Here is a 24,673-nt window from a genome sequence, read left to right on the forward strand (position 1 = left end):
GGACAGCCTACTTGAGCACCCTTCCGGTGGCTATCTTCCAGAGGTAGAGGTCGAATATGCCTGGCTCCAGGCCAATCTGTGACGCCATCCCAGCCAGTTCTCTCTCTACGGCAAGGTAGCTCTTCGCGGAGCCTGCCCTGAAAGCCGAGACATCGATTTCCCTGGACACAAGGCGCAGGACATGCTTGTCGAGTATGGCGAAGTCGAACACACCAACGTTCCTCAGGAAGTGTGACGCCTCTTTGTACCCAAGGCCATCGACGTTCGCCACCATGAACTCCCTGGCGTAGAAGCGGTCCCTCTCATTGACGATTGCCGGAAGCAGTGGCAGTACCCACCTGGCCCTGTATATGTACTGTGACCTCGTCCTGTAGAACCTGCAGTGGTGGGAGTGCATCCTGGACACGAGTGCATCGTAGCTGGAAAAGGCGAAGAACTCTTTGGGTACTAGGCGCTGCATTCTGAGACCGAGTTCCGCAGAGGTGTTCGCGGTGATGATGCAGAAGCAGAGTTCGCCAAAGAGGGTGAGGGGGGGATCGGAAGACCTCAGCACCCTGAACTCCTCCGCCCTTGATTCGACTTCAGAGCGCACTGGCGTATCCATCAGGCAGAAACGGCGTCGATAACGCTGGTCGAGCCCGAAAGTACCTGTTCCCTGAGGCGTTCCACTGCACTCCCTTGCGCCAGCACGCAATGAAAACGCACATGCGGATTTAACGGTGTCGAATGCACCTGAAAAAATTGGTTTTGTTTAGGACTTGAAGGCCTCGTAGGCTTTTATGGCCTGCCTCAGCCTCTTCTCAACAACGTCCCACTTCACGTTCCTCATGAAGCGTCGAGGTACGGGGGGGCCCTCTTTGCACCGTAGTCTGTATAGTAGGCATGCTCATACACGTCGAGGGCCAGTATGACTATGGCATTCCATATGCCGTTCATGTTGTGCGCATCCGCGCCTATATTCCTGAGCTTGCCAGTGTTCAGGTCGAAGACGAGAAGCGACCATCCCCCCCTGAAGGCTATGCCAGTGGCCTTAAAATCCTCGACCCACTTCTCGTAGCTGCCGAAGTCCTTCTCAATCTGCTTCTTGACGAATTCCGGTACCTGTGCCTTCACGTTAGCAAGGCTCTCGAAGTACAGCTCGTGCAGGAGGGCACCGTCGTAGTTGAACGTCTCCTCAAGCTTGAGTTCCCTCAGCTCGCTGTAGTTCTGGTTCGCCTTGCTCCTGTCGGCGTTTGGGAGCCTCTCCCATATCTCGTTTAGCTTGTTCACGTAGCCCTTGTAGTGGGTCTCGAAGTGGTACTCTATCTGCTGGTCCGATATCCCGTCAAGTCCCTTGGGTTTCAGCTTGTCCTTTGTCTCCCATTTCTCTGCCATGTTTTCACCGCTCGTTTATAATTTCAACAGGTAAAAAAGTTTCGAGATTTGCAAGACGCAGTGGCCGGAATGAAGATACTATGGTTGTTCAAGTTTACAAATTGTCCCGGCAGGGGGGGGAGATGATGACGTACCCTTGACTCGGGAGTGTACTGCCGGGACAGGTGACCAGTGATATGATATATAAATTATTTATGCCAATGGAAGAGTCAGGCGGGCCCTTCTATTCCGATATGGTCACCTGAAATGGACTGCCCTTCACCCATTTCATAGTAAGTCCATGGCCTGCGGAAAACACGTCCAGCCACGCAGGGCCATGTGAACACGGACTTCCAGCGTCCAAGCCAACAGGCAATCAGGGCCTGGCGAATTCCACTCTTCAGGGGGGGATGGCAGTTCTCTTATGCATTAGGGCACTCAGGCGAAGTCCTCGAGAGGTATCTCCCCCCCCTCAGATCCGTGCCTGCTGACCCTTAACCTCTCGTCTCTCTTCCTGGAAATCCATTCCTCCAGGCTCTCTTCATCCAGGGTTCTGGACCTGGTGACCTCGGCGTTGCAGGTTGAACAGTAGAGGCCTGAATATATGAGTGTGCCGCATATTATGCAGTGGTGCTTGGCCGACATCATGACCGCATACGGTCACACCTAAATTAGTTTACCATCAGGCTGAGCAACTGCGCCACCGAATTTTTCAGTCGTCCCTGTATAGCGTGTCCGTGTCCGCTCCGCCCTCGAAGAAGAGGGACATCTTGCTGTATATGTCCTCGAGTCCCGTGAAGTCCCTGGAGGAGACGGGTATGATCTCGGAAAACATCCCGCTGTCCTGCAGGGCCGTTATCACACCTGAAAGGTAGTCCTTCAGCATCTCCTGCCTCTCCTCGAACAGCGCGTTGCGCAGCTCCTCTGAGTCGTTGAACCACGTCTTGATCTCGTCAAGGTCGTCCTCACCGATGAGGTCGGTCTTGTTCACTATATACAGCATTGGTTTGTAGAACCTCGAAAACACGGAACCGTAGAGCATCATCTGTGAGACAAGGCCGGAGGGCGATGTTGAGAGGACCGCATCGGTGACGAATGCTAGCATGGCCCTGCCACCGGACAGCTTGTCCACAAGCATCGGGCTGCCCTGCCTAAACGCGAAGAGCTCTATCTGGCCCGGCGTATCGAATATAACGTAGTAGTCGTTGAACTCAGAGAGGTATTCCTGCATCTTGTCCACGTTCTCCAGCATAAGGTCAGAAGCCACTATCTGGGCCCCCCCGTTTGGGCCAAGGTTGAATTCAGACATCACGTCCGGTAGCGATATGATCTCCCTCACATCCACATCCGGTTCATACGGCACGAACTCTGACCCGGGGGGGTCCAGGTTAACGACCGCAACGTCGTACTCCTGCTTTATGAACCACTCCTTCAGGGCTCCGCAGAGCGTCGATTTTCCAGTACCAGCTGGGCCTGTAACGAAGAGTGAACCTATCATCGCTACCTTCCTGGTATGCCTCCAGCCCAATAACCTCTTTCCTCTCCTCCTCTCCGAATGTCCCCCCCTCTATGGTCTTCACAAGATTGTCGATCCTCATCTTCAGGTACCAGGCAGGTTATATTTCTCCGCCATCTTTATGGTCTCGTCCATGTACTTTACTATGCTGCCCCCCCTGTGAATCGTCAGCGTGAGCTGCGGGTTACCGCAGCGCAGGCACTTTCCCGACAGTGCACTCTCCTGTACTTGGTGTTGCACTTTGTGCACCTGAACTCCTGGGAGAAGAAGCGGCGGAAGTTCCCGAATATGTCGGGGGGGAGGAAGTGGGACTCCAGGACCCTTGCCGCGACATCATCAACGTCAACCGCCCTGAGCTTCGAAGCTAGACCCAGCTGCATTGATATCTTTTCCTCCATGCTCTCTATTGTCTTGTAAGAGGAGACCTTTACCCCCTCAGATATGTCCCTGGTGTCGTGCGTGTAACCTATGCCGTAGTAGGTTCCATTTTCAGCAATGAACTTCTTGTATGGCTTCATTATGCCTCTATTTCAGAAGGCATTGCGTGCCTCTCCGCGGCAAGGTAGAACTCCTCAGGGTACTCCCACATGGTATCGAGGTTCATGGCCTCCTTGTCCACCTCATCAGGCCTCAGGTTCACTGTCAGCACTAGGGGGGGCGCATCCATGAGGCCCCCCCGGTGGTGGAAGGCAGGAACTCCCTGGAGAAGTTAAGGAGGCCATCCATGAGCAGCATGACGCTGTCCTCATCACCGTCGCAGTTCCTCCTCTTGGCCGCGTGGAAGAGGGGGGGTGTGCATAGCATGCACTTACATCCGAGAACCCTATGATCCTACCAACTATTCCACCTGACGTGTGCGGCGCCAGTCCTATGACCAGGTGCCCAATGAGGTCATCGGCGCTCTCGCACATGTAGTAAGGCTCCATTCCATAGTACTTCACAAGCAGGTCATCTACGAACCTTGCAACCCTGAGCAGGTATTCCGCGGCCTGCCTCGGTATTATTATGTCCTGCGGGTACAGTTCGAGGATTCCGTCACCCCCCCTGTAGCCCAGCTCCTGGAGCCTCTCCCTGCTGACCCCCCCTATCTCCTCTGGCCTGAAGTGTGTTATGGGTATGTCTGTCATGTCGAACCTGGCAGTCCCGTCCTTGTTGGTGGATATGCCGTGGTAGGCCCTCAGGATGCCCTTTTCAATGGGCTCGCACACCCTGTTCCTGGACATGAGCTTCTTGACACCCTTCAGCTCACCTATCTGCTCCAGGTCTATGGAGAGGCGCTCCTCGGCCCTCCTCAGTATCAGGTCTAGGTCCACATCCATCTCCGTGGTCCTCACCGGCGATGTGGTGGAACCGCACTCGGGGGCACAGTGGCTGCGGGCCCTGGTAGCCGCATGACCTGCATGACCTTGCCTGTACCTCCACCTTTATTGTCCCGGTCTTGCCTGCGTTCTTGATGGACCTCCTGGTGTCGCCGTAGTTCTCCACAGGGAACAGCACGTGCACCATGGGTTTCATCTTCCTGTCCCCCCCAGCCTTCTCCGGCCTGCCCATCCTCGCCCCCCCCACCCTGGTGGGTGCACGTGGCTTTATCGCTATTCCGGATGCCCTGTTCACGCACTCAACAGCGTCCTTTCCCTCGATCTCCCCCCCGAACTTCTCCACCGAACCTCCAGAGATCCTGAGGCCCATGGAGTAGAAGAGTGCGAACGCGTCCCTGACAAGGATGCCCCCCCTTCCACCTTCCTGAATTCAACACCGAGCTTCACCAGGGTATCTTCAGCCCTGGCATCCATCAGGGCATCCTCTCCAGATACCCTGGAGGCCATCGCCAGGTCCCTGAGTTCCCTGAGCTCATCTACGCTGATATCGTGCCAGAAGTAGTCCCATGCGGGGGTGCAGTGGGACCCCCCCATACCTTACAGAGATCTCCACAGCCTCCCTTGAGCCTGGCCTGGATGACACATACTTTGAGAGCTCGGGGAACCTTGAGGCGTATATCCTCCACCACTCAGCTGTGAAAGATGGTGTCTCGAGGACGTGGTTGTTCTCAAGGAAGTCACCGTAGGATATGAGGATCTCCCCGGCATCCGTTATTTCAGTGATCTCATTCTCAAGCATCTTTGCGTCCTCAAGCCTGTCTATGCGCACGTGGTCACCGTTGGAGAGCCTGACCATCGGGCCGTCTATCTCGTCGCAGGGAGTTATTGCCCCGGCTTTGCCAGGCATCTCTAGCTTGAGCTGGGAGCCTATGGCAATGAACTTGTCCATCACGTACATGGTGGCCGGGTTAAGGGAGACGGCTGCAAGGCCAGAGACCCTGGAGCGCCCGTACCTGAGCCTGAACCCACCTGGCCTGCCGGGGGGGTGCGTGAACACCGGCCTGCCCGCTATAAGATCCTTCAGGAACTTCTCTGACTTCTTCTCGCTTGAACCGTCTTCCTTCTTGCCCGTCAGCTGGGAGAGGAAGTTCCACTCCTCCAGCCTCAGGGCATTAGTGTACTTGAGAACTTTCTTTGCCTTCTGGATCAGGCCCTCGCAGAGCACAAGGCACATCCCTCCTCTTATCCTGTTCGTCCTGATCCTCTTCATGTCCCTGTGGCCGGAGACCTCTTCCTCCTCACTGCCCTCGCCATCGATGCATATGGGGGGAATTCTGTATGACCAGCTTGATCTCCTCAGCGGTTGGCATGTACTGGAGGTGCTTCACGCGGTTGTAGGCCTGTACCTCCTCTATGTAGCGCTCAATCTCGTCCTCGGTGGGCAAGAACCTCCCGATGCCGAGCTCCCTCCTCACCACATCACCTATCAGGACACTCAAAGCCTGCGCGGTGCCACCGGCTCCCCCCCTTATGGCCCAGCATAAACGATCCCCCCCGCGTAAGTGCTGCCGTCATCGTTCTTTGATATGTACACGCCGCCGATGCCTTCAAGAGGAGCGACAAGGATGCCCTCTGTGAGTATGGCAAGGCCTACCCTGACGGCCTTGTCCAGTGCAGCCTCTGTCCCCCCCTGTCCTGACAGCCTGGATGCCACACGCCTCGCCATCTCTATGGCTACCTCTTCCCTGCTCATCTTCTCCCCCCCGAGCTCCCTTATCTCCGCCGCTATGCCAGGGATCGAGATGAGCTCCTCCACTCTGTCCGCCATATCTGAGGCCAGGGGGGATCTCAACCCTGTCGGTAACGTCCCTACCCTGTGAACGGGCCCTCTGGGCAAGGTCATAGCACTCCCTGACCTTCCTCTCTATGTTCTCCCTGTAAGCCGAAATGGGATCCTCATGGTGGGACAGAAGCATGGTGGCAAATAGCGGTAGTGTGGATAATAATGTTGTGCATGCTGAGAATATCACACTGCTGTGGGTTGCTTGGGGAGTAAGGCCAGGCTGGCAGACAACTCTTTTTGCATGCAGGTGGCGGCCTGGAGGCTGGACTTCATGCTGTGGGAACCCACGATCCGTAGAGGCAAGGGGGCCGTCCTAGCCATGAAAGTGGGGGTCCGGGCTTGCCCTCCCTTCCTGTGCAGTGCTGGGTGCCCGAATCAGCCAGGCACCTCTGAGGCACATGTCCACGCCCTCACTGGGGGGATGTGCGTCAGGAATATCCTGTGATAGGGCTTGCCGTTAAGGATCTCGGCCCCCCCGGAGTGGGTCACGCTCTTGAAAGCCTCGCTTTCAACGAATTCCCTGAAGGCATCAACGCTCTCCCAAGTGCTCAGTATCAGGTACTGGAGGAGTCGACCTCCCTGTAGAGCTTTGCGTCCTTGATACCTTTGCCGTTTTCCTTAAGGTACCTGAGCACATCAGAGAACTGCCTTTCAAATTCACTCTCATGGCCTCTCTTCACGTCGTAGAAAAAGCCTATGTTGACGATTTCTTCGCTCATCGCCTGCCCCCCCATTTAAGTAATGGATATAATGGATAAAAGTGTAACGAATATCTGTACGGCAAGGCAGCTTCAGGCATGGTGAGCGCAGACGAATCCTGTTCATATATGTGAATGCAATGGAGGTTATATGACAACAATCAAGAGCGCTGTCATGTCTGTAATATCAAGCGACCCCCCCACTTACTCCATGATAGTGAGCAGCGGGCTCTGCAATTACACAAGCATGGCGAAGAGGATACAGAGGACTGTGGAGGTGATGCTGGGCCGCCAGGTGAACCTCAATTCCATAACTAAGGCCCTGACCCAGATACGCATTGAGCCCAGGTATGTCAACATTTTCGGAATAGTTTCTCAGGCAACGCTCTGGGCGGAGTACGGCCTGAACGAGTTGCAGTGCGGCCTGAACGACAGGCTGCCGGAGGGTTCGCTGCTCGTTGTCAGGAGGGACGGTTACTATACCTGCCTCTGCAAGACAGGTGAGCCCGGTAAGATCGCGCTCATAAGGATCAGGACGCCGAAGGAGGCCTCCAACACTCCTGGCCTCTCGCTCTTCATAACTGAATACCTCTATCTCAACGGTGTGGAGTTCAGCAACATTTACAGGCTTGGCAACGAGATCTGGATAACATCAGATTCCGAGAACGCGGGCAGAATACTTTCCATACTGAGCGACATGATATATAGGTCACAGCACTGATTTGAATTCACAAATATGATTTATTTTTCATGAATGGGAAACATTAATCTATCTGAGAAAGATTAGCGGGTATGTTTCCAATTGAATACGCCTTCGCCGTGGTTTCAGGCGTACTTGTGGGTTTCAGCCTGGGGCTAATAGGTGGTGGCGGATCAATACTCGCCATTCCTCTCTTCATATACTTCGTTGGGATAGACAACGTTCATGCGGCCATAGGAACAACCGCACTGGCTGTGAGCCTGAACAGCTTCTTCAACTTCACCCAGCACCTGCGCCTCGGCAACGCTGATCTGAGGATCGGCTCCATATTCGCCGGCATCGGCGTGGCGGGCGTCCTGGCGGGGACCACCCTGGGCCTGATCACACCGGGCAGTTCCCTTCTCTTTTACTTCAGCATTGTGATGGTCGGCATAGGCATTTACATGTTATTCGAGAGGAGGAGGGAGAGGCAGGGTGCCGGAGGCAACAGGTATGGCAGGATATCCCTGTCTTCCCTGGTTGCTGGGTTCGCCTCTGGGTACTTCGGAATAGGTGGAGGTTTCCTCATCGTGCCCTCCCTCCTGTACTCTTCCAGCATTGGCATGAACAGGACTGTGGGGACCTCCCTTCTGGCAGTGGGGGACTTTCGGCCTTGTAACAGCAATAAGGTACGGAATAGCAGGCTACCTCTACCCAGTGATCGCTATCCTATATGTGGCCGGCGGCATAATCGGGGGTCTTGCTGGAGCCAGGCTTTCGAAGAAGACGGACTCCAGGAACCTCAAGAGGGCCTTCGCGGCTGTGATAATCGCAGTTGGCATATACCTTGCAGTAAGCAACTTCCACCCCCCTAGTGGAAGTAGCCCAGGTAATTAAGAACAAGCATGCTATCGCCGAGGCAAAGATAAGGAGTCCGGCGACGGCCTCCTTTTCAGGCAGGCCTATGTTGAGTGCCCTCTTCAGGCCTCCAGCACCCCCCCCGATTTCCCTGAGACGGGCAGCATGGGTGTAAATGAACTTTAAGTAGCCCTCCGCCAGGTAGGAAAGGGTCGAGACCTTCTGTCCTATATAGAAGAAAGCCGCCAGGGCCAGCACATATGAAACCACTATGAACGTGTTACCTAGCTTCTGTCTCTGCGGGGGGCATTTTGAGATGGCATGCTAAACATGTCTAATTAATCTTTCTAGCAGTATAATTTATGAAAGAGCATTCATGCATGTGAAATTCTAATAGAGTGAAAGCATACACCGGCATGCGCATAGTCGGTGGGTGGGGGGCGGGGCTGCGGGATGGCCGCAGCCTCGAAGGCCAAGAGGGTATCCCCCCCACATGCAAGCGTAACTGTGCTGGAGGCGGGACGCTTTGTGTCCTATGCAGAGTGCGGCATGCCCTACTACCTCCAGGGCATTGTCAAGGATCTGGAGGATCTCCTCCACTACCCCCCCGTCACCGAGTTCACGCAGAGAAGGGGGATAGATGTCAGGACAGGTTGTCGCGTAACTGAAATAGACACAGGGAAACAGGTGGTGAAGTCCCAGTGCGGGGACTTCCCGTACGATAGGCTGATCATAGCCTCAGGGGGGGCCTCCCCTGTGCTGCCGCCCGAACTCTCCTCGCCGGACGTGCACACCCTTAGGAGCATGGAAGAGGCCTCATCAATAAAGGCATCGATGAGGCCCGGATCTGAGGTAGCAATAGTTGGAGGCGGCGTCCTCGGGACCGAGCTTGCGTCAGCCCTCTCGGAAGGCGGGTTCCGTGTGACGCTCGTGGTGAGGAAGCACAGGCTCATATCCGCCCTCTCTGAGGAAGTATCGGCACTGGTAGCTGCCGAAATGGAAGGCCGGGTGAAGATACTCTGGGACACAACCGTGGCCTCTGTGGAGGGCAAGGGCGGCCAGAAGCTGCTCGAGACCAGCTCAGGGCAGGTCAGGGCCGATGTGGTGATTGCAGCCACGGGAGTGAGGCCCAACTCCAGGATCGCCTCAGATGCAGGCATCCAGACAACGGGCAGCGGTGCGATCAGGGTTGACGAGAGGTGCCTGACATCCGAACCGGGTGTATATGCTGCGGGTGACGTGGCAGCCTGCAGGGACCTCGTCACCGGTGACTACGGGTGGTTCCCACTCGCACAGGTGTCCAACAAGATGGGGGGGAGAGTGGCCGGGGGGGCAAACGCTGCCGGCGGTGAAATGAGTTTCCCAGGGGGGCCTGGGGGGGACAACCCTGATCAGGATATTCGGGAAGGAGCTTGGCTTCACGGGGGGGCTTACTGGCCAGAGGGCAAGGGATGCTGGCTGCAAGTCCGTGCACATAACTGCGGGTTCCAGGGCGAACTATTATCCCGGAAGGGAGAACGTGGATTTCGTCCTCCACTACTTTCCCGATGGCAGGGTGGCAGGTGCTGAGGTGTTCGGAGGTCCTGGGTCGGCCTGGAGGCTCAATGCTGTTGCAGGTCTCATCTCGAGGGGGGGCTCCAGGCTTGAAGACCTCTTCTTCGCAGACTTCGGCTACTCCCCCCCGCCCTTCGGCCCCCCCGTGTGGGACCCGATAGTGATAGCGGCCAGCGTGGCCATGAGGGAATAGGATGAGGAGACATCTTCCTTACTACCTGATACTCATACTATCAGCGGTAGCCTTCAGGTCCACAAACAACATGGTGTTCACCACAGTGCCACTCCTGGGGCGCTACGACCTTTCCTTCACAAGCTTCCAGGTGGGCCTCATAACTGCCCTGATCTATCTCTTCACTGCCCTGTCCTCAACGTTCCTGAACGCCAGGCTCACTGGCGGTGCCAGGCGTCGGGCGCTTATCGCCTCATCGTCAATCATACCTGTCAACCTGGCTCTACTTTACTTCTCTTCCTTTGCCACAGTCTGGGCTTTCTCCGCTCTCTTCGGCTTCCTGTCAGGCATGGTCTTCCCGAACCTGAACGCCAGTGCTACCGCGCAGGGGGGATGCCAGGCAGGTGGAGAGGCAGCTGGCCATATTCAGCGTCGGCCTCAGTGTTAGCCTTGTGCTTGGACCATCCCTCGAGACGTACCTGCTCTCCCTCCTCACATACAGGGAGATATTTGTCTCCTTCATACCTCTGGCCGTCCTGACAGCCATAGTTTCGACGAGGGTGTCGTTCCCGAAGGGAGGTGTGGAGAGCACAAGGATGCAGGGAGGCTCTCGCCTGGGTTGATAGCCGCCATACTCACTGTTACCTCGTACTCCGTGCCATTCGTTGTCCTAGTTGCCTTCCTCCCGATATACGCGATATCCGTGGTGCATGTGCAGAGGACACTGGCATACTCCCTCTTCGTGTTCTTTTTCCTCACCTCCTTTGGCATGCGCCTCTACCTCTCCTTCAGGCCGGTGAAAGTGCTCACCGTACCGGTGGTGCTGTCCACATCCCTCACTGTGGCAGGCCTGTTGATGCTATACCTGGCACGGGATCTGGCCGGGATAATCGCCAGCGCTCTGGTGCTGGGCATACCCCATGGGCTGAACTTCCCCATGTCTACCATAATGCTCTCAAGGGGGGGAACTGGCCTAAGCGAGAGGAACGTAGCTTTTTCATACTTCTCAGCCTACAACAACATAGTCCAGGTCGTGACAGGCCTGGCCTTCGGCTACATCGTCTCAGCGCTCGGCTACAGGTTATCGTTCCTCATCCTGACCGCTGCGGTGGGGGGGGCCCCGTTCCTTGCCTTCCTCATACTCTACGTGAGGCCGGGGGGGCATACTTCCTCTCGGGGGCAAGGGCCAGGTGATACAGGACTGTAATACACTTATATATACATGCAGCAGCTACACTCATCCATGTTCTCCAAGGACCCATCAGAGCTGGTAAGGAAGGAGCCATTCGACAGGGAGGAGACTGTTAGGTCGATAAGGCTTGCAATGGCGGCGGAGATAGACGCCATAAACTTCTACCTGCAGCAAGCAAGGCACATACCGGAAGGGCCGTTCAAGCAGTGCACGAAGACATAGCCAGGGAGGAAATAGCGCACTTCGGTGAGTTCATGAGGCTCCTCCTGGAGTATTCGCCAGAGGATTTCAAGAGGATGGCGAGTGGCTGGGAGGAGGCATCACGCCTCATAGGTAAGGCAGAGAACTTTCCGTTTCAGGAGAAGGGCAGCGGCGGTTCAGGGGGGGAGGCACAGGGTGGTGTGGGTGGCAGGCTCTTCCCGATGTTCCGGGAGGTCGAGTGGAAGGAGGAATCTGTCCAGGACCTGAGGACGCGGGCAAGGTGCACCAGCTCAGCTTCCTGACACACCAGGTCGAGATAAGGAGGGACCTGAGGGAAGAGGTCGCCTCTGCGGTTCTGGGCAGGGAGGAGAGGAAGTTCAGTATGGGGCTAAAGAAAGAGATACTGGTGTCGCACCCACTCTCGCCCTGGAACAGGTCGACACATGTCAGGACGGGCCAGATAGGGCAGGCAGGCCAGATCTCAAGCGACATAATAACGGGCATAGATAGGTTATCGTCAGAGGGCTACGATGGAGACCTCGGACTCATAGTGAGCCCGGAGGCCATGAAGTCCATGAACAGGGAGATCGGTGGCACAGGTGTCCTGGAGATTGATGTGGTCAGGCCATACTTCAGGAGCATCGTCTTCACCCCCCCCGTGCTGGAGGGCCTCTCCGCAATGGTGGTCCACATCCCATCCGTAAGGGTGCTCGTCAGGATGCCGCCGGAGACGGAAAAGAGGGTTCTAGACGCCTCGAAGTGCCTTTACATGATGCACTCCAAGCTGGCCCCGATGACAGACTACAGCGGGGGGGCAGTCGCAAGGCTCCAGTGGAAGGACTGAACCCAGGATGCGGGTGAGCTGGCCATGTCGGCACGCCTCAGGAGGCAATCCAACTGTAATGCCAGAGGGACAACCATGATGATGTGCATCCATCCCCCCCTGCAGTGGTGGCAGGGATCGGAGATACATGCCATCCAGTTCCACGGGAATGGGCGAGCGAATATGGAGCCACATCCATCAGAAAGGCTTCAACGCACCGCGTTGAGGTAAGAACATCCCCTTCGGTGAGGGTGATAGGTTGCCGCCTCCTGTGGGCACTTTCATGGTTACTGGAGATCGGGCATAGCCACGCCGTGCAGGCTGTAGAGAGGGCTCCAGGCTGTGAAATATAGCCTGATGGCCTCATGAACGGTATACCGTGCCCTGGCCTGTCCTGCCGAAACCTGATCCCTGTGGCGGGAAAGATGTTCAGTAACGCCACTGCCGCCAGTAGCCCGAGGAAAAGCCCCTCCGGAACAACCGCGGTGGAAGGTGAACACAGTGTTCGTAGTGCCCGGTAACGCGCGATGGTGCGGCAGGATGGTAGCACAAGGCATCCAGCGCCGGTAAAACATCTGCAGCCAGCAACTCAGAGGCACCCCCCCCATTGCCTGGAAGGCGATCTCGCCTAGGGCGTTCCTGACGACCAGGGCGGATATCCTGCAGGTCTGCACGGTCGCCACGAGCTCAAGGCCTGTCAGCCCGATGACCACAGTTACGTAAATATGATAGCTTCCAATACCAGAAATTCGGGGGGGAAACACTGCTGTGACCAATATAAGTAGGGCCATTTCCACTGGGGGGGATTCCTCCCTTGCATCCATTCCATCTCTCTCTGGCTCCAGTCCGGCAAACCCTGGAGAAGGAGCCTGTGTTTGTGCAAGTCCTTCAGATCCAGCAGGGTGTACCGTGTTATGACAGGCGGTGGCTTTTATCACCTCCCCGGGCTGAATATAAATCTGATGATCGATAATAGTGTCCCATGTTTTAACTGTGGTTTTACTCAGTTTCCTCCTGTACGAAAGGATCGTAACATTCCTACCTGATAATCTTAAGCATTGGCCCAGCAATTTCGGAAGCCCCAGTGAAGCCGGTGAATTTCTCTTTACGGGCCTTACCGGATCTCCCCCCCCAACGTTATCCGTGACACTGAAAACATGTTGCAGGTGAAGTATCTCTAAGATTGCACCCAGAGTTCGGTACGCCTAATGGAGCGAGATGGACGTATTTTACCTGATCGTTTCATAATCATGAGTATCTGCATCTCCCAGAGGCCACGTACCTGGAAACACGAAAAATTTTAATCATGCTTGTTAATAACAGGCATATGGCATTCCCGCCCTGCTCCATGATTCTCACTACAGGCACAGCGGGAGCCATTATTATCCACTGAACCCCCCCATGGAAGGTGTTTAAATGGTGTTCTCCTCTCTGAGGTGTATAGACTGTGGCCATATGTATGGCATCGACAGGAGCAGGTACAGGTGTGACAGGTGTGGTGGCCTCCTTGAAGTCACGCATGAGTTCGGGGGGGACCAGTTGTATGATTTCAGGAAGAGGGGGGGCGTGTGGAAGTACAGGTACCTCATCCACCCGGCCCTACCGGAGAGCCTCACCGTGAGCAGGAACGAGGGCGCCACCACCATGTACAGGAGCGACAGGGTGAGCCAGTATGCCGGAATCAGCCTGCACCTGAAGCATGACGGCGAGAATCCCACGGGCAGTTTCAAGGATCGCGGTATGACAGTTGCGGTCTCAGAGGCCCTGAGGCTGGGAATGAAGAGAACTGTATGCGCATCCACAGGTAACACCGCTGCCTCCGCGGCATCTTACAGCGCAGTGGCTGGAATGGAGTGCACGGTCTATGTCCCTGCTGGCAAGGTCTCCCAAAGCAAGATGGCACAGACGCTGGCCTACGGTGCCAGGGTTGTGGAGGTGGACGGCACGTTCGACAATGCGCTCGAGGAATCACTGGATCTTGTCGAGGACGGAAGCTACACCCTCAACTCCATAAACCCGTGGCGTGTGGAGGGCCAGAAGACAGTGCTCTACGAGATCCTCGAGTGCATGAGCGACGTGGACATAATATCAGTCCCGGCGGGAAACCTAGGGAACACATCAGCCATAGGCAAGGCAATAATGGAGCTCGACACCCTTGGCCTCCTGAAGAAGGTTCCCAGGCTTGTCGCTGTACAGGCAGAGGGAGCAGCCCCCTTTCTACAGGATGTGGGTGGAGCACTCGGAGTCCATATCGAGGGTCGAGCCAGTGACAGTGGCCTCAGCAATAAGGATAGGTAACCCGGTGAGCTGGAAGAAGGCCAGGAGGGCCATAGAGTACACATCTGGAACGGTCGTATCTGTCTCCGATGAAGAGATACTCGAGGCCAAGCGGTGCATAGACAGGGCAGGCATCGGTTGTGAGCCCGCCTCTGCAGCCTCTGTTGCGGGGGGGATACGGAAAATGGTGCAGGAAGGGGGGGAGATATCGAGGGATGAGCGTGTTGTGGCCATACTCACGGGAAACCTGTTGAAGGATCCCATGTCACCCGTCGGAAACAAAGTTTAAGTATTTTAGTAAAATGCTAAACTATGGATTATTTAACTAAAAAAGAGCGTGACTGTTTAATCACGATCAAGGAATCATCAAACGGTCCTTTCCCAGTCAAGCTCAGTGAGATTGCGGAGAGGATGCAGGTGAAGCCCCCCCACTGTGTCGGATCTGCTCAAGAGGCTCCTCGATAAGGGCCTGATCACAAAGAAGGGCGGGATGGTCATACTGAGCAGGGACGGTGAGGAGGCATACAGGGACATAACCCTAGTTCACAGGGCAATGGAAACGCTGCTCTTCAGGGCTGGCCTCTCGAAGGAGGAGGCATGCAGGGAGGTCAAGGAGTTCGACTACCTCATGAGCAGGGAGACTGCGGAGAGGATACTTCACCTCATGGGCGACCCTGACACTTGCCCACATGGGCAGCCTGTTGTTGTGAAGGAATGAAGACCACTAAATCCAACATTTATGCCGTGTTCCTTATAATTTAAGTCAGGTCTAGCTGATATTTATATTACTGCCCATATTGGTATTTCGTGAAAGGGGGGGCCGGCCGCAGATGCACACTCCTATTCGGGATGTTGGCCATCTTAGTGGTGGCGTCAGCGGCGGCTATCCCATCACAGGCGGAGGTTGAGGCTTCAGCCGCTGTCATGGCTGAGGGGGTTCATGTAGCCAGCCCGCTGGCACTGGACTTCAATACCCAGTACGGGTGCTGCGGCATTTCATGGAAGCCGTTTGGGGGGGGAGCCATTTACGGCAACACCGAACTGCTCGGTGGCGCACTGACAGTGAACCTTACTTGCCTCGGCGGAGACCTCTGCTCCCAGGCATTCTCTTTCTTGACAATGTGAATGGCCTCCCGGGGGCAGTTCTACATCCTATACGGGGTAGCAAACAGCACACAGTCAAACTGGGTATACGTGAACGCCACTTCTTCCAGCCTGCCCTTCAACGGTTGGAGTGAACAGAACATGAGTGAATCGGGGGGGCCATACCCACTTTACGCTTCTGCCGGCTCCACCAATTACATTGACCTCTGCATATCAACACCTGCAGGCTGTGGCCAGGCACCATCCATCACGGTGTACGTTTATGTGAATGCAACGCTGGGCAGCAGCTGAGGTTCTCACATCCAGTGCTGTCATCAGGCCCATAGTTGGGAGAATCCTGCTCGGTCACTGATCTTAAAAGCTGGGTGAAACCCCCCCTGCGCCTGCAGGTCATCTCTTGCGGCCTGAGGCTGTTCAGATGGAAACGTGTCACAGGCCATTACCGTGGAATTAAGCGGGGAGCGCTCCCTGGTCCTAAAACCAGCACGGAAATGCATGTTTCACGGGCATGTGTCCACAGATGATATGTATTTTTATTTCACAAAACTTAACAATGCAGTGCCGCTGGTCTCGTTGATACGGTTTGTTCCACATCACCTCTCTCCTGCATGCTGCCCCCCCGGAAATGCTGATCTCGCTCTTCCTGGTCTACCTTATGGCGGAAACCTGATGGCCTCAGGGCTCCACAAGCATTCCAGGGTAAGTGAGAAATTCATAGTGAAGGGCCGGCTCAAGAGGGATTCAGGTTCTGTGGCCACATGCCCACTCATCACGGGCCAGGGGGGGTCAGACCTGGCACTGCTTGGGATAGTAATGCTATCCGTCTCCACATTCATCCTGGTATTCCTGGGGGGGCTGTCGGGTGACAGCACCCTCTACGATGTTGTGCCCCTCATCTCGGGCAAAGCTGGTTTCATAGTCTACGGCCTTGTGGTGATATCATACGCACTGGCAGTGGTAGCCACCTTCTTCATTGTGGTGGTTGGAAGCAGAGTGAAGAAGGTGGTGGGCCTCTTCTGTTCGGGCCTCTGCACCTACATCGCTTTCCGCACCCCATCGCTTGGCTGGATCCTACACATCCACGCACCCTCGACCTTGATTTTCGCCATCATTTACTTCTCAATCCTTATGTCGTTGTTGATGTCCTATTACGTCTGGTGGGTCGTCAAGCCGGAACGCGTTGTGAGGCTATCAGTTGCTTCTTCCGGTATCTCTTACGCTTTGCTTGCCGCGCTGTCAATCTACAGGTTCATCTGAAAGGCCAATATCTGTAACGGGAAACACCATTCAGCCTGGTTATCCATTCACCGGTCAGCGCTGGGCAAACGGCCGCGCTCATACTGTTAAAATTATAAAAGAGGATCATCCACTATTATATAAATACTGTTAAATCGTGAGTTGCAGCTAACTAAATAATATCCACTCGAATAGCTTATCGAGTTGATCATATCTGTCGTCTGACTGCGGTTATTTCTTCAGGGAAAACGGTGAACTGGTCTTCAGAGGTGATCTCTGGAGGGTCTCGAGGGAGAGGACGGCAAGTGTGGGAAATGTGAGGATAAGGTTCAGGCTGGTCCTTGAGTCCGGTGGGCAGTGCAAGATGCTGTTCCAGGAGCTCACAGGAAACAAGCAGGACAGGCTGGCGCAGATCACAACGGCCATAATGCTGAACTCAATGGGTGGAGGCGCCAGGTTCTGCCTGGTGGCCAGAAAGCACATATCCCATGAGGAGAGGAGCATAATAAAGAGCAACGGCATAGTGCTGGCTTCCAAGATCGGTATCATCCCGAACGACGGGGGACGTTGTGTGGCTTTTCGGCTCGGAGAATAGGTCCAAGTTAAAAAGGCGGCAGAGGGCAGAGATAGTGCAGGAAATACTCAGCCTCCTGTGTGACCACCCATGCCGGATCACGGAGATCGTCAGGAAATGCAACCTGAACTATGAGAGCGCTCTCTCTATGCTGGAAAGGCTCAAACAGAGGGATATGGTCAGGATAACTGAGGACGGCGGAGTGAAGAGGGTCAACATCACAGAGAAGGGCATAACAACGCTGAACCAGATGCTATCGGGGGGGCGTTTTGACTTCTTTGGTTAGAAAGATGCACGGACTTCAGTTCTGGGCCCTCCTGTTCATACCCCCTGGCAATACTAGTCTCAACACAGGTGGCCGGCCACATCCTCAGGGCCGGAATCAGCGATGTCTCCCGCACTCTTGAAGCTGCCATGGAGGATGTTGGTAGGTATACGAGGGTTGTATTTGCTGAAACCCTGGTCAGGTTCTTCTCTGACAGCAATGCCAGCACTGTGGTGGGGCGCCTGCTTGATAAGGTCCAGAGGGGCCAACAGATATCCGAGGATGATCTGGAGATGACAATGCAGGCCGTTGAAGACGTATCCGGCCTCTACGAGGCAATGAGGGGGAGCATAAAGCCACTGTTAAGCTACAACAGGATGCTGTACGTCTCCTCACTGATCCCACTCATCGTAACTGTCTACGGAATAGTCCTGTCTGCCGCAACCTCGCTCCTATTCTTCTCATACCTAGGCCAGCTGCCCAGGGTTTATACAACCTCTCCATAGGGGTCTCCGTGGGCTCAAGCATAGTGTTCAGCGTGCTGCTCGGTTTCCTGCTGGCTGAGGTGCACTTCCTGTACAGGGATGCTGGTGGCCCATCCTGAAACGGAGTCCACCTTCGTGGATACCCTCTTTAACGAACTAATCAGGAAAACTCCACTGTGATCTGGATACGTCGGGTCCGTAAGGGCGGGGGAAGTTAGACATCGCCATCTTAAATCTTAAAGGCCTCTTGCAACAAAATATTTATACTGATGACGCGACTACGTAAGGGTTGAGGATAAGCAGGATCGTTGAGCTGTCAGCCCTGGCCGCCGTGGTGATCTTTGTAGTCGGCGTAACGGTGTATTCAGGTACAATACCGCCAGTGAGCACGATAGCGTCGGAGAGCATGACACACAGCGACTACTGGCAGTACGGGACAATGAACGTCGGAGACATTGTGTTCGTCAAGAAAGTAGACAATGTGCCAGGCTCCGTGATAACGTACGTGGTCGGCAGGGAGAGGAACTATTCGACCTATGGGGGGGAGTACGGGAACGTAGTATTGTACAGGAGTTCAGATGGCCAGACCATCATACACAGGGCTATGTTCTACCTTTCCTGGTCTTCAGGCAGGCCCGTTGTGCAGGGATACCACAACCAGTCGTGGATGACGGTCACTGATAAGTACGTCCTCATAAAGGAAGTGGGCTTTTCACACAGGAACCTTGTTGTCTACATATCCTCCATGGTCAACGAGAGTGGCTTCATAACCGTGGGGGGGGACTTCAACCTGGCCTTCCGCGGGGGGGTCTACAACTCATCGCTTAATGCATATGAAGCGGCAGACCAGAACGTCGGTATAACGAACGCCCCCCCTGTGAACAAGAGCAGTATCATCGGTGTGGCCTTCTGGGACATACCGTGGTTCGGACTCATAAAGCTGAACGTGCTGAAGCTCTACGGCCAGTGGCCGCAATCCAACGAGGTGGCCAAGGATACCTATGACCTCTTCTTCGCTGCAATCCTTGTCATAGTGGTGCTCGCTGCCTTCCCGTACGGGCGGGTCATAAGGAGGAAGAAGTAACTACAGGACGTGGGCAGCATTGCCAGGGGGGGCTCCATGGAGCATCCACCTTTGTATCTGTGTGTTCCTGTGCCCCCCCTCACGGTACCTGCAGGGCACCATTCCCATGATATGTAACAATAATCCCTAAATTCATTCAAAACAATATTCCATATCTTTGCTTCCACCCCCCCCTTTTGTATCGTGCAGCAGTAACAGACATGCCCATGAGGGGGGGCGAAGGAGAAAGAGAGAATGAATAGAAAGACCATGATAGCCATTGTCGCTCTGGTGGCAACACTGCTTCCGGCTGTGGCTGTGGCTGACGTGATGGTGCAGGGCTTTGTGAACGGAAACTCCCAGGCTGTGCCAGATGCATTTTACGTGCAGCCAGGATCGAACTACATGCAGGCGCACAGTGCAGCGGGGGGGTTCACATGGATGAGCAAGTCGGTCAGCGAGAGCGAGATACTGGGAAACATAACCCTCGGCTTCATGACAAATGAGACCATATATGAGGTCAACGTCTTGGACGTCAACTTCTCGAGCGGTGCATCCGGCGACTTCAACATTACCGTAACGGTGCCTTCTGGGGGGGTCTCTGGCACAGTGGCATTCCCAGAAGATACAGCCATGTGGGTATCTAACGAGCCGTTCACCCTGAGCTACAGCGGGATCCACTTTGCATCAGGATCTACGACCTATGAGTTTAACCTGGCATCACCCGGTACGACATCGGAAGTCTTCGACAACGTTAACCACAGCACGCACCTGTACATAGCATTCGTAGTGGGTGCCGGCCCGGCGGATGAAAGCTACTCGTTCCTTGTGACGATGAGCCTGCTCTCCTCGTGAGGGCATGGCCCGCCAAATTTTTACCTTTTTAGTTACATTTTTAAATTTAATTTTTCAAACATCTGACAGTAGGGACACCAAGCATCTCTTTTAAGGTTTATGAAAGGCCTTTGTACTTATTTTAATACACGAAATTATGGAATACAGATATTTCAGGGAAATATGGTAGCAGTGAAACTATGATTATGACATTACATTAGTGCAAGGATGCCATGGTTTTCCAGGCCAGGTCACCGCAAACTTGACGTGGGTCTATACCCTCTGCAGAAGTTCCCGGTTCTGAGCGGATGTTTCCTTGGATGATGAATGACTGCATTTAATAGCCACTCACAGTCAAACTCTTCCTGACATCTGCTGCCTCTCTGCTTGCTCGTCATATGGGTACGTCACGTAGAGGCTACTTGCCCTATCGAGCTCATCCATCTCTTCTCTGGTCAGTTTCACGTCCACAGAGCCGATGTTCTCCCTGACCTGCTCGACACTCCTGGCACCTATGATCGGGGGAAGTCACTCCCTTCCTGTTCAGGAGCCAGGCGAGGGATACCTGTGCGTCTGTCACCCCCCCCTTCGACTGTGCGATCCGATGCACCGCTTTCAGTACCCTGCTGTAGTAGTCTTCGGCCCCCCCTTCCAGGCACGTCTATGCCCCCCCTGGATACCATGCTGCGAAGCCTCGTGCCGTCTGGCACCTCTCCCCCCCCACCGTGTACTTTCCGCTCAGCACGCCTCCCTTCAGGGGGGCTCCACGGCAGGACGGCGATGTTCTCGTGCACGCACAGGGGGGGTATGAGTTCGAACTCTGTGGCCCTGCAGAGCAGGCTGTACTGCGGTTGCAGGCTCACGAACTCACTGAGCCCGTTCTCCCTGCTTATGGAGAGGGCGAGCATGAGCTGCCAGGCCCTGAAGTTGCTCGCACCTATGTGTAGCACCTTCCCCCCCTCGTCCACGAGAGCCTGTAGTGCGGATAGCGTCTCCGAGAGGTCGGTGATGGGGGGGTCCCATGCGTGGACCTGCAGTATGTCTATGTAATCGGTCTTCAGCCTCCTCAGGCTCCCCTCAACGGAGTGCCTTATGTGCTTTCTCGTAAGTCCAACAGAGTTGGGCTTGTCGGAGGTGGCGAACCTCACCTTGGTGGCAACTATGTAGTCCTCCCTGTTCCTGTTGGAGAGCCATTTACCCAGTATCTCCTCAGACCTCCCCCCCTGGTTGTATACATCCGCTGTATCGAAGAAGTTACCGCCGCTTGCCTCGAACTCGTCCATGATCCTGAAGGCAGTCTCCTCCCCGGCATCCCTGCCGAAGGTCATTGTGCCGAGGCAAAGCTCGCTCACCCTTAGGCCTGTCTTTCCCAGCAGCCTGAGCTCCATTCGCATGTATTGAGAGGGGGGGAGGATAACTACTTTTCTTGGGCCCTGGATCCAGAGGCAACACTTTATTGCCACCTGAAAAATCATCACAGGTGGCAGCACGCGTACTGCAGGTCACAGGCACATCGTCAGGGAGCGGAAAGAGCACTGTAGCCATGGCAATGGCGTACCACTTCAGGAAGCTCGGGTACAGGGTATGCCCTTTCAAGGCTGTAAACATGTCACTGAACTCGGTGGTGGTGCACAACGGTGAGATGTCCAGGGCACAGTGGCTGCAGGCCTTGGCCGCAGGCGCAAGGCCAGATGTCAGGATGAACCCCGTTCTCCTGAAGCCTGAGGGCCAGGGCTCGCAGGTCATAGTGAACGGCAGGGCCATGGGAAGGATGGCAGTGAGGGAATACTACTCGTACATCTCATCTGACGGCCTCATGAAGATCCTGGAATCCATCCAGTGGGCCATGGGGGGGACAGCGACATAGTCGTATCGGAGGGTGCGGGCTCCCCGGCCGAGATAAACCTCCTGAGGTTCGACCTGTCCAACGGCCTGCTGCCGGAGATATCGGGGGGGTGCCCCATAGTCATGGTGGGAGACATAGAGAGGGGGGGCGGCGTCTTCGCGTCCCTCTACGGCACACTGGAGCTCATGCCCCACAGGTCCCAGGTGAAGGCGCTGGTCATAAACAGGATGCGTGGGGGGGACACCTCCATCCTGGAACCCGGCATAAGGCTCCTCGAAGGCCTATCAGGAACAAGGGTTGCAGGCGTCGTGCCATTCTTCGAGTTCAACCTGCCCGGGGGAAGACTCCATGGACTACCAGGGGGACACTGGATCGGAAGAGGTGTGCGTGCTGCGTTACCCCCCACATGGAGAACTACAGCGAGGTTGACCCGCTCAGGTACTACGGTGTGGGATACTCATACGTGGACCACAGGAATGCAGGCAAGATACTTAACGCAAGGCTGGTGGTGCTACCCGGGTCGAAGCTCGTCTTTGAAGACCTCGCTTACATAAGGAGGCATGGCATCGACAGGCTGATTATGAAGGCCAGGGAGAGGGGGGGCGCCAGCGTCCTTGGCGTATGCGGCGGTTACCAGATCCTGGGGGGGAAGAGCATAAGCGACCCGTCTGCCGTGCAGTCAAGCGGTTCCTTCACCGAGGGCCTGGGACTCCTGGACGTTGAAACGGAATACGCGAAGGAAAAGACAATAAGGGAGGTGGAATATAATATAAGGAACAGCCACCTGACGAGCCAGAGGTACAGGGGGGGATACGAGATACACTACGGGATGGTGAGGAACTTGTCTGAGGAACCATTCCTTGAGACCGATCTGGGGGGGCCAGAGGGAGCGGTGTCCAGGGACGGGGGGGCAGTGATGGGCACGAATGTGCACGGCGTGCTGGAGTCAAGGGAACTCATCGAACACATTCTCGGGAGGAAGGTACCTGTATCCAGTTACATGGAAGGCCTTGAGGCTGAGGTCAGGAGGGTTAGCGAGAGGATACTCTCCTGCCTCGATCTGGACTACATCGAGAGGCTAGTGCTGTGAGCTACCCTTACATAGTCCTGGGTATAACGATACTCATAGGCGCCATCCTCCTGGACATTATCTTCGGGGAGCCGCGGGAGTGGATACACCCTGATAGGATACTTGGCAGGCTCATATCTTATATGGAGCCACCATTCAGGTCTCTCAATGGTGGAGTCGCAGGCGGGTTCCTCCTCGCCGTAGTGTTTATAGCTGCCATCACCTCGGTGGCCTACTTTGTGCTTGCAGTCTCCTCACCCGTGGCCTTCGTCTTCGTGATAGTGGGTATCGCCTACCTGAAGGCTGGTGTATCGGTGAGCAGGAACGCATCCACGGCCAGGCGTGTTGTCAGGCTCCTGGAGAACGGCGAGCTGGAGGCTGCCAGGGATGCCCTGATCGCGTCTGTGAGGAGGGACACCAGCGAGCTGGACACTGGCCATGTGGTCTCGGCGGTGATAGAGATGCTTGGCCAGAGCCTCCTCTACGACGTTTTCTCCCCCCCACTCTTCTTCTTCGCCATCTTCGGCCCAGTGGGGGCACTCTTCGTGAAACTCGTCGTGACACTCGACAGGAGGATGGGCAAGAGGAACAAGAGGTACTTCGAGTTCGGCAGGTGGGCCGCGATAATATCGACTGTCGTGAACTACATCCCGGCCAGGATCGCCGGCTACATGACGCTGCTCGGCGCCGAGTTGCTGAACTACAGGATACCGAGGCTGTCACTGAGGTCAGTGAGCAGGCTCGTCGAGAGCGTCAACTCTGGCTGGACCATGGGTGCAATGGCAGTTGCAATGAACATCAGGCTGGAAAAGATGGGCTCGTACATACTCAACGACGACGGCTTCGAGCCCGGCATAGGTGACATAAAGAAGGCCATAAACATATATTACATGACGGTCTACTCCTCTATAATACTCATAGTTATACCCATAATGATCATCGTATTCCTCGGTACATCAGCTCTGTGACCACATCTTCCACCAGGTCCTGTAGGTATTCCCTTACCTGGACGGAACCGAGAAGCCTGGAGATAAGGGGGGGAACCCTGGCTCGAACCGCCTGACCTTCATCCCTGAACCCGTGGCGGCCCTGAGTTCCTCCAGGACCTTTTCCTTGCCCGCTATGCCGTCTATGAGCCGAGCTCAAGGGCCTCCCTTGGGCTGAACACCCTGCCGTTTATGGTTTCGTCGATCCTCTCAGGCGGTATTTTCCTCCTCGATATGACATCATCCCTGAACCTCGAGAATATGTCGGAGAGGACCTTCCTGTATATCTCCCTGGCCTCATCGTCCGCGGGGGGGCTGAATGGAGATAGCATGTCTTTGTATTTGCCGACCTTCGTCACGTTCACATCTATGCCTATGCGTTCCAGGAACCTCCTCACGCTGGGGGGGTTCACGCTTATGACGCCTATGGAGCCCACAAGCGAGGTCTCCATCGCGTATATCTTTGTGCAGGCACAGGCGAGCCAGTAGCTCCCGGATACGCCCAGGCCCTGTATGAATGCATACACGGTCTTTTTAGAGGAGAGCGAGGAGAGGGCATCGTAGAGTATCTGGCTTGCTGTGGCATCCCCTCCCTCCGAGTTTATCGTGACCAGGACGCCACCAACCCTCCTCCTTGACCTGAGGTAGCGGAATATCGGCACGTAGTTCCTAACAGACCTGTCAGTGATCCTGCCGTAGAAGCTCACCTCAGCAACGTACACGATT

General features: G+C 55.3%; 23 protein-coding genes and 7 pseudogenes. 22 read left to right on the top strand and 8 right to left on the bottom strand.

What is annotated here, in order from left to right; all coding sequences use genetic code 11:
• Positions 1-7: 7 nt before the first annotated feature.
• The 6 genes and pseudogenes from JCM13583_RS09610 to JCM13583_RS09660 all read right to left on the bottom strand — a co-directional run bounded on the left by JCM13583_RS09610 (position 8) and on the right by JCM13583_RS09660 (position 6,738).
• Positions 8-592, bottom strand: a complete 585-nt coding sequence (locus JCM13583_RS09610; protein ID WP_171823572.1) for an N-glycosylase/DNA lyase — start codon at positions 590-592, stop codon at positions 8-10.
• 159 nt (positions 593-751) lie between these two features.
• Positions 752-1,374: pseudogene (locus JCM13583_RS09615) on the bottom strand (superoxide dismutase).
• Between the two features lie 417 nt (positions 1,375-1,791).
• Entirely contained in the window at positions 1,792-1,998 is a 207-nt protein-coding gene (locus JCM13583_RS09620) for a nucleotide-binding protein (RefSeq protein ID WP_075057528.1), read from the bottom strand.
• A 67-nt stretch (positions 1,999-2,065) separates the two neighbouring features.
• On the bottom strand, positions 2,066-2,851 hold the full coding sequence (locus tag JCM13583_RS09625; RefSeq protein ID WP_075057529.1) for an ATP/GTP-binding protein: 786 nt from the start codon (positions 2,849-2,851) through the stop codon (positions 2,066-2,068).
• Positions 2,742-6,164: pseudogene (locus JCM13583_RS13100) on the bottom strand (DNA polymerase II large subunit). Before JCM13583_RS13100 ends, JCM13583_RS09625 begins: the two are co-directional and overlap by 110 nt.
• A 242-nt stretch (positions 6,165-6,406) precedes the next feature.
• A pseudogene (locus tag JCM13583_RS09660) lies at positions 6,407-6,738 on the bottom strand (antibiotic biosynthesis monooxygenase).
• Between the two features lie 142 nt (positions 6,739-6,880).
• Here JCM13583_RS09660 and JCM13583_RS09665 point away from each other — a divergent pair.
• From JCM13583_RS09665 to JCM13583_RS09760, 20 genes and pseudogenes are all read left to right on the top strand, one after another.
• A complete protein-coding gene (locus tag JCM13583_RS09665) occupies positions 6,881-7,450 on the top strand; it encodes a hypothetical protein (RefSeq protein ID WP_075057536.1) in 570 nt (189 codons plus the stop codon).
• Positions 7,451-7,521: 71 nt separating this feature from the next.
• Positions 7,522-8,305, top strand: a pseudogene (locus JCM13583_RS09670) (sulfite exporter TauE/SafE family protein).
• 414 nt (positions 8,306-8,719) lie between these two features.
• The gene (locus JCM13583_RS09675; RefSeq protein ID WP_162509753.1) at positions 8,720-9,835 is read left to right on the top strand and encodes an NAD(P)/FAD-dependent oxidoreductase; all 1,116 of its coding nucleotides are present in this window, start codon (positions 8,720-8,722) and stop codon (positions 9,833-9,835) included.
• Positions 9,822-10,013, top strand: coding sequence for a hypothetical protein (locus JCM13583_RS13105; RefSeq protein WP_162509754.1), 192 nt, complete (start codon positions 9,822-9,824; stop codon positions 10,011-10,013). Before JCM13583_RS09675 ends, JCM13583_RS13105 begins: the two co-directional genes overlap by 14 nt.
• A 1-nt stretch (position 10,014) precedes the next feature.
• The gene (locus tag JCM13583_RS09680; protein ID WP_075057537.1) at positions 10,015-10,440 is read left to right on the top strand and encodes a hypothetical protein; all 426 of its coding nucleotides are present in this window, start codon (positions 10,015-10,017) and stop codon (positions 10,438-10,440) included.
• On the top strand, positions 10,397-10,615 hold the full coding sequence (locus JCM13583_RS09685; RefSeq protein ID WP_075057538.1) for a hypothetical protein: 219 nt from the start codon (positions 10,397-10,399) through the stop codon (positions 10,613-10,615). The genes JCM13583_RS09680 and JCM13583_RS09685 overlap by 44 nt, the downstream gene beginning before the upstream one ends.
• Complete coding sequence (locus tag JCM13583_RS09690) at positions 10,612-11,199, top strand: hypothetical protein (protein ID WP_075057539.1); 588 nt, start codon at positions 10,612-10,614, stop codon at positions 11,197-11,199. Before JCM13583_RS09685 ends, JCM13583_RS09690 begins: the two co-directional genes overlap by 4 nt.
• Before the next feature lie 15 nt (positions 11,200-11,214).
• Positions 11,215-11,406, top strand: coding sequence for a hypothetical protein (locus JCM13583_RS09695; RefSeq protein ID WP_075057540.1), 192 nt, complete (start codon positions 11,215-11,217; stop codon positions 11,404-11,406).
• Positions 11,391-11,687 carry a hypothetical protein gene (locus JCM13583_RS09700; protein WP_075057541.1) on the top strand — a complete coding sequence of 99 codons (297 nt, stop codon included), beginning with the start codon at positions 11,391-11,393 and terminating at the stop codon, positions 11,685-11,687. The genes JCM13583_RS09695 and JCM13583_RS09700 overlap by 16 nt, the downstream gene beginning before the upstream one ends.
• Entirely contained in the window at positions 11,624-12,229 is a 606-nt protein-coding gene (locus JCM13583_RS09705; RefSeq protein ID WP_171823573.1) for an encapsulin, read from the top strand. The genes JCM13583_RS09700 and JCM13583_RS09705 overlap by 64 nt, the downstream gene beginning before the upstream one ends.
• Positions 12,230-13,624: 1,395 nt before the next feature.
• Positions 13,625-14,774, top strand: a pseudogene (thrC, locus tag JCM13583_RS09715) (threonine synthase).
• Positions 14,775-14,918: 144 nt separating this feature from the next.
• Positions 14,919-15,203 (top strand): metal-dependent transcriptional regulator, encoded by a 285-nt coding sequence (locus JCM13583_RS09720; RefSeq protein WP_162509755.1) that lies wholly within the window; start codon positions 14,919-14,921, stop codon positions 15,201-15,203.
• Positions 15,204-15,349: 146 nt separating this feature from the next.
• Positions 15,350-15,610 carry a hypothetical protein gene (locus JCM13583_RS09725; protein WP_162509756.1) on the top strand — a complete coding sequence of 87 codons (261 nt, stop codon included), beginning with the start codon at positions 15,350-15,352 and terminating at the stop codon, positions 15,608-15,610.
• Positions 15,611-15,880: a hypothetical protein gene (locus tag JCM13583_RS09730; protein ID WP_075057545.1), complete on the top strand. Its 270-nt coding sequence runs from the start codon at positions 15,611-15,613 to the stop codon at positions 15,878-15,880.
• A gap of 378 nt (positions 15,881-16,258) precedes the next feature.
• A complete protein-coding gene (locus tag JCM13583_RS09735) occupies positions 16,259-16,846 on the top strand; it encodes a hypothetical protein (protein ID WP_075057546.1) in 588 nt (195 codons plus the stop codon).
• Positions 16,847-17,132: 286 nt separating this feature from the next.
• The gene (locus tag JCM13583_RS09740; RefSeq protein WP_075057547.1) at positions 17,133-17,420 is read left to right on the top strand and encodes a hypothetical protein; all 288 of its coding nucleotides are present in this window, start codon (positions 17,133-17,135) and stop codon (positions 17,418-17,420) included.
• Between the two features lie 34 nt (positions 17,421-17,454).
• Complete coding sequence (locus tag JCM13583_RS09745) at positions 17,455-17,685, top strand: winged helix DNA-binding protein (protein ID WP_171823574.1); 231 nt, start codon at positions 17,455-17,457, stop codon at positions 17,683-17,685.
• A gap of 68 nt (positions 17,686-17,753) precedes the next feature.
• Entirely contained in the window at positions 17,754-18,170 is a 417-nt protein-coding gene (locus JCM13583_RS09750; protein WP_075057549.1) for a hypothetical protein, read from the top strand.
• 283 nt (positions 18,171-18,453) lie between these two features.
• The gene (locus JCM13583_RS09755; RefSeq protein WP_162509769.1) at positions 18,454-19,233 is read left to right on the top strand and encodes a S26 family signal peptidase; all 780 of its coding nucleotides are present in this window, start codon (positions 18,454-18,456) and stop codon (positions 19,231-19,233) included.
• Positions 19,234-19,467: 234 nt separating this feature from the next.
• A complete protein-coding gene (locus tag JCM13583_RS09760) occupies positions 19,468-20,067 on the top strand; it encodes a hypothetical protein (protein ID WP_171823575.1) in 600 nt (199 codons plus the stop codon).
• 333 nt (positions 20,068-20,400) lie between these two features.
• On the opposite strand, the pseudogene JCM13583_RS09765 reads toward JCM13583_RS09760, so the two are convergent.
• Positions 20,401-21,434 (bottom strand): annotated as a pseudogene (locus tag JCM13583_RS09765) (aldo/keto reductase).
• A gap of 155 nt (positions 21,435-21,589) precedes the next feature.
• Here JCM13583_RS09765 and JCM13583_RS09770 point away from each other — a divergent pair.
• Positions 21,590-22,982, top strand: a pseudogene (locus tag JCM13583_RS09770) (cobyric acid synthase).
• Positions 22,979-23,929 (top strand): adenosylcobinamide-phosphate synthase CbiB, encoded by a 951-nt coding sequence (gene cobD, locus JCM13583_RS09775; RefSeq protein WP_171823576.1) that lies wholly within the window; start codon positions 22,979-22,981, stop codon positions 23,927-23,929. The pseudogene JCM13583_RS09770 and the gene cobD overlap by 4 nt, the downstream one beginning before the upstream one ends.
• A 161-nt stretch (positions 23,930-24,090) precedes the next feature.
• On the opposite strand, the gene JCM13583_RS09780 is transcribed toward cobD, so the two are convergent.
• Entirely contained in the window at positions 24,091-24,669 is a 579-nt protein-coding gene (locus JCM13583_RS09780) for a S49 family peptidase (protein WP_075057552.1), read from the bottom strand.
• Positions 24,670-24,673: the final 4 nt, after the last annotated feature.

Origin of the sequence: Thermogymnomonas acidicola JCM 13583 (assembly GCF_001316105.1) — an archaeon.
GTDB lineage: Archaea > Thermoplasmatota > Thermoplasmata > Thermoplasmatales > Thermoplasmataceae > Thermogymnomonas > Thermogymnomonas acidicola.

Bases quoted from the DNA above. Each gene is read 5' to 3' on its own strand.
- JCM13583_RS09620 (WP_075057528.1), bottom strand. From the start codon at position 1,998: ATGTCGGCCAAGCACCACTGCATAATATGCGGCACACTCATATATTCA.
- JCM13583_RS09625 (WP_075057529.1), bottom strand. From the start codon at position 2,851: ATGATAGGTTCACTCTTCGTTACAGGCCCAGCTGGTACTGGAAAATCG.
- JCM13583_RS09665 (WP_075057536.1), top strand. From the start codon at position 6,881: ATGACAACAATCAAGAGCGCTGTCATGTCTGTAATATCAAGCGACCCC.
- JCM13583_RS09675 (WP_162509753.1), top strand. From the start codon at position 8,720: ATGGCCGCAGCCTCGAAGGCCAAGAGGGTATCCCCCCCACATGCAAGC.
- JCM13583_RS09680 (WP_075057537.1), top strand. From the start codon at position 10,015: ATGAGGAGACATCTTCCTTACTACCTGATACTCATACTATCAGCGGTA.
- JCM13583_RS09695 (WP_075057540.1), top strand. From the start codon at position 11,215: ATGCAGCAGCTACACTCATCCATGTTCTCCAAGGACCCATCAGAGCTG.
- JCM13583_RS09730 (WP_075057545.1), top strand. From the start codon at position 15,611: ATGGCCTCCCGGGGGCAGTTCTACATCCTATACGGGGTAGCAAACAGC.
- JCM13583_RS09735 (WP_075057546.1), top strand. From the start codon at position 16,259: ATGGCCTCAGGGCTCCACAAGCATTCCAGGGTAAGTGAGAAATTCATA.
- JCM13583_RS09760 (WP_171823575.1), top strand. From the start codon at position 19,468: ATGAATAGAAAGACCATGATAGCCATTGTCGCTCTGGTGGCAACACTG.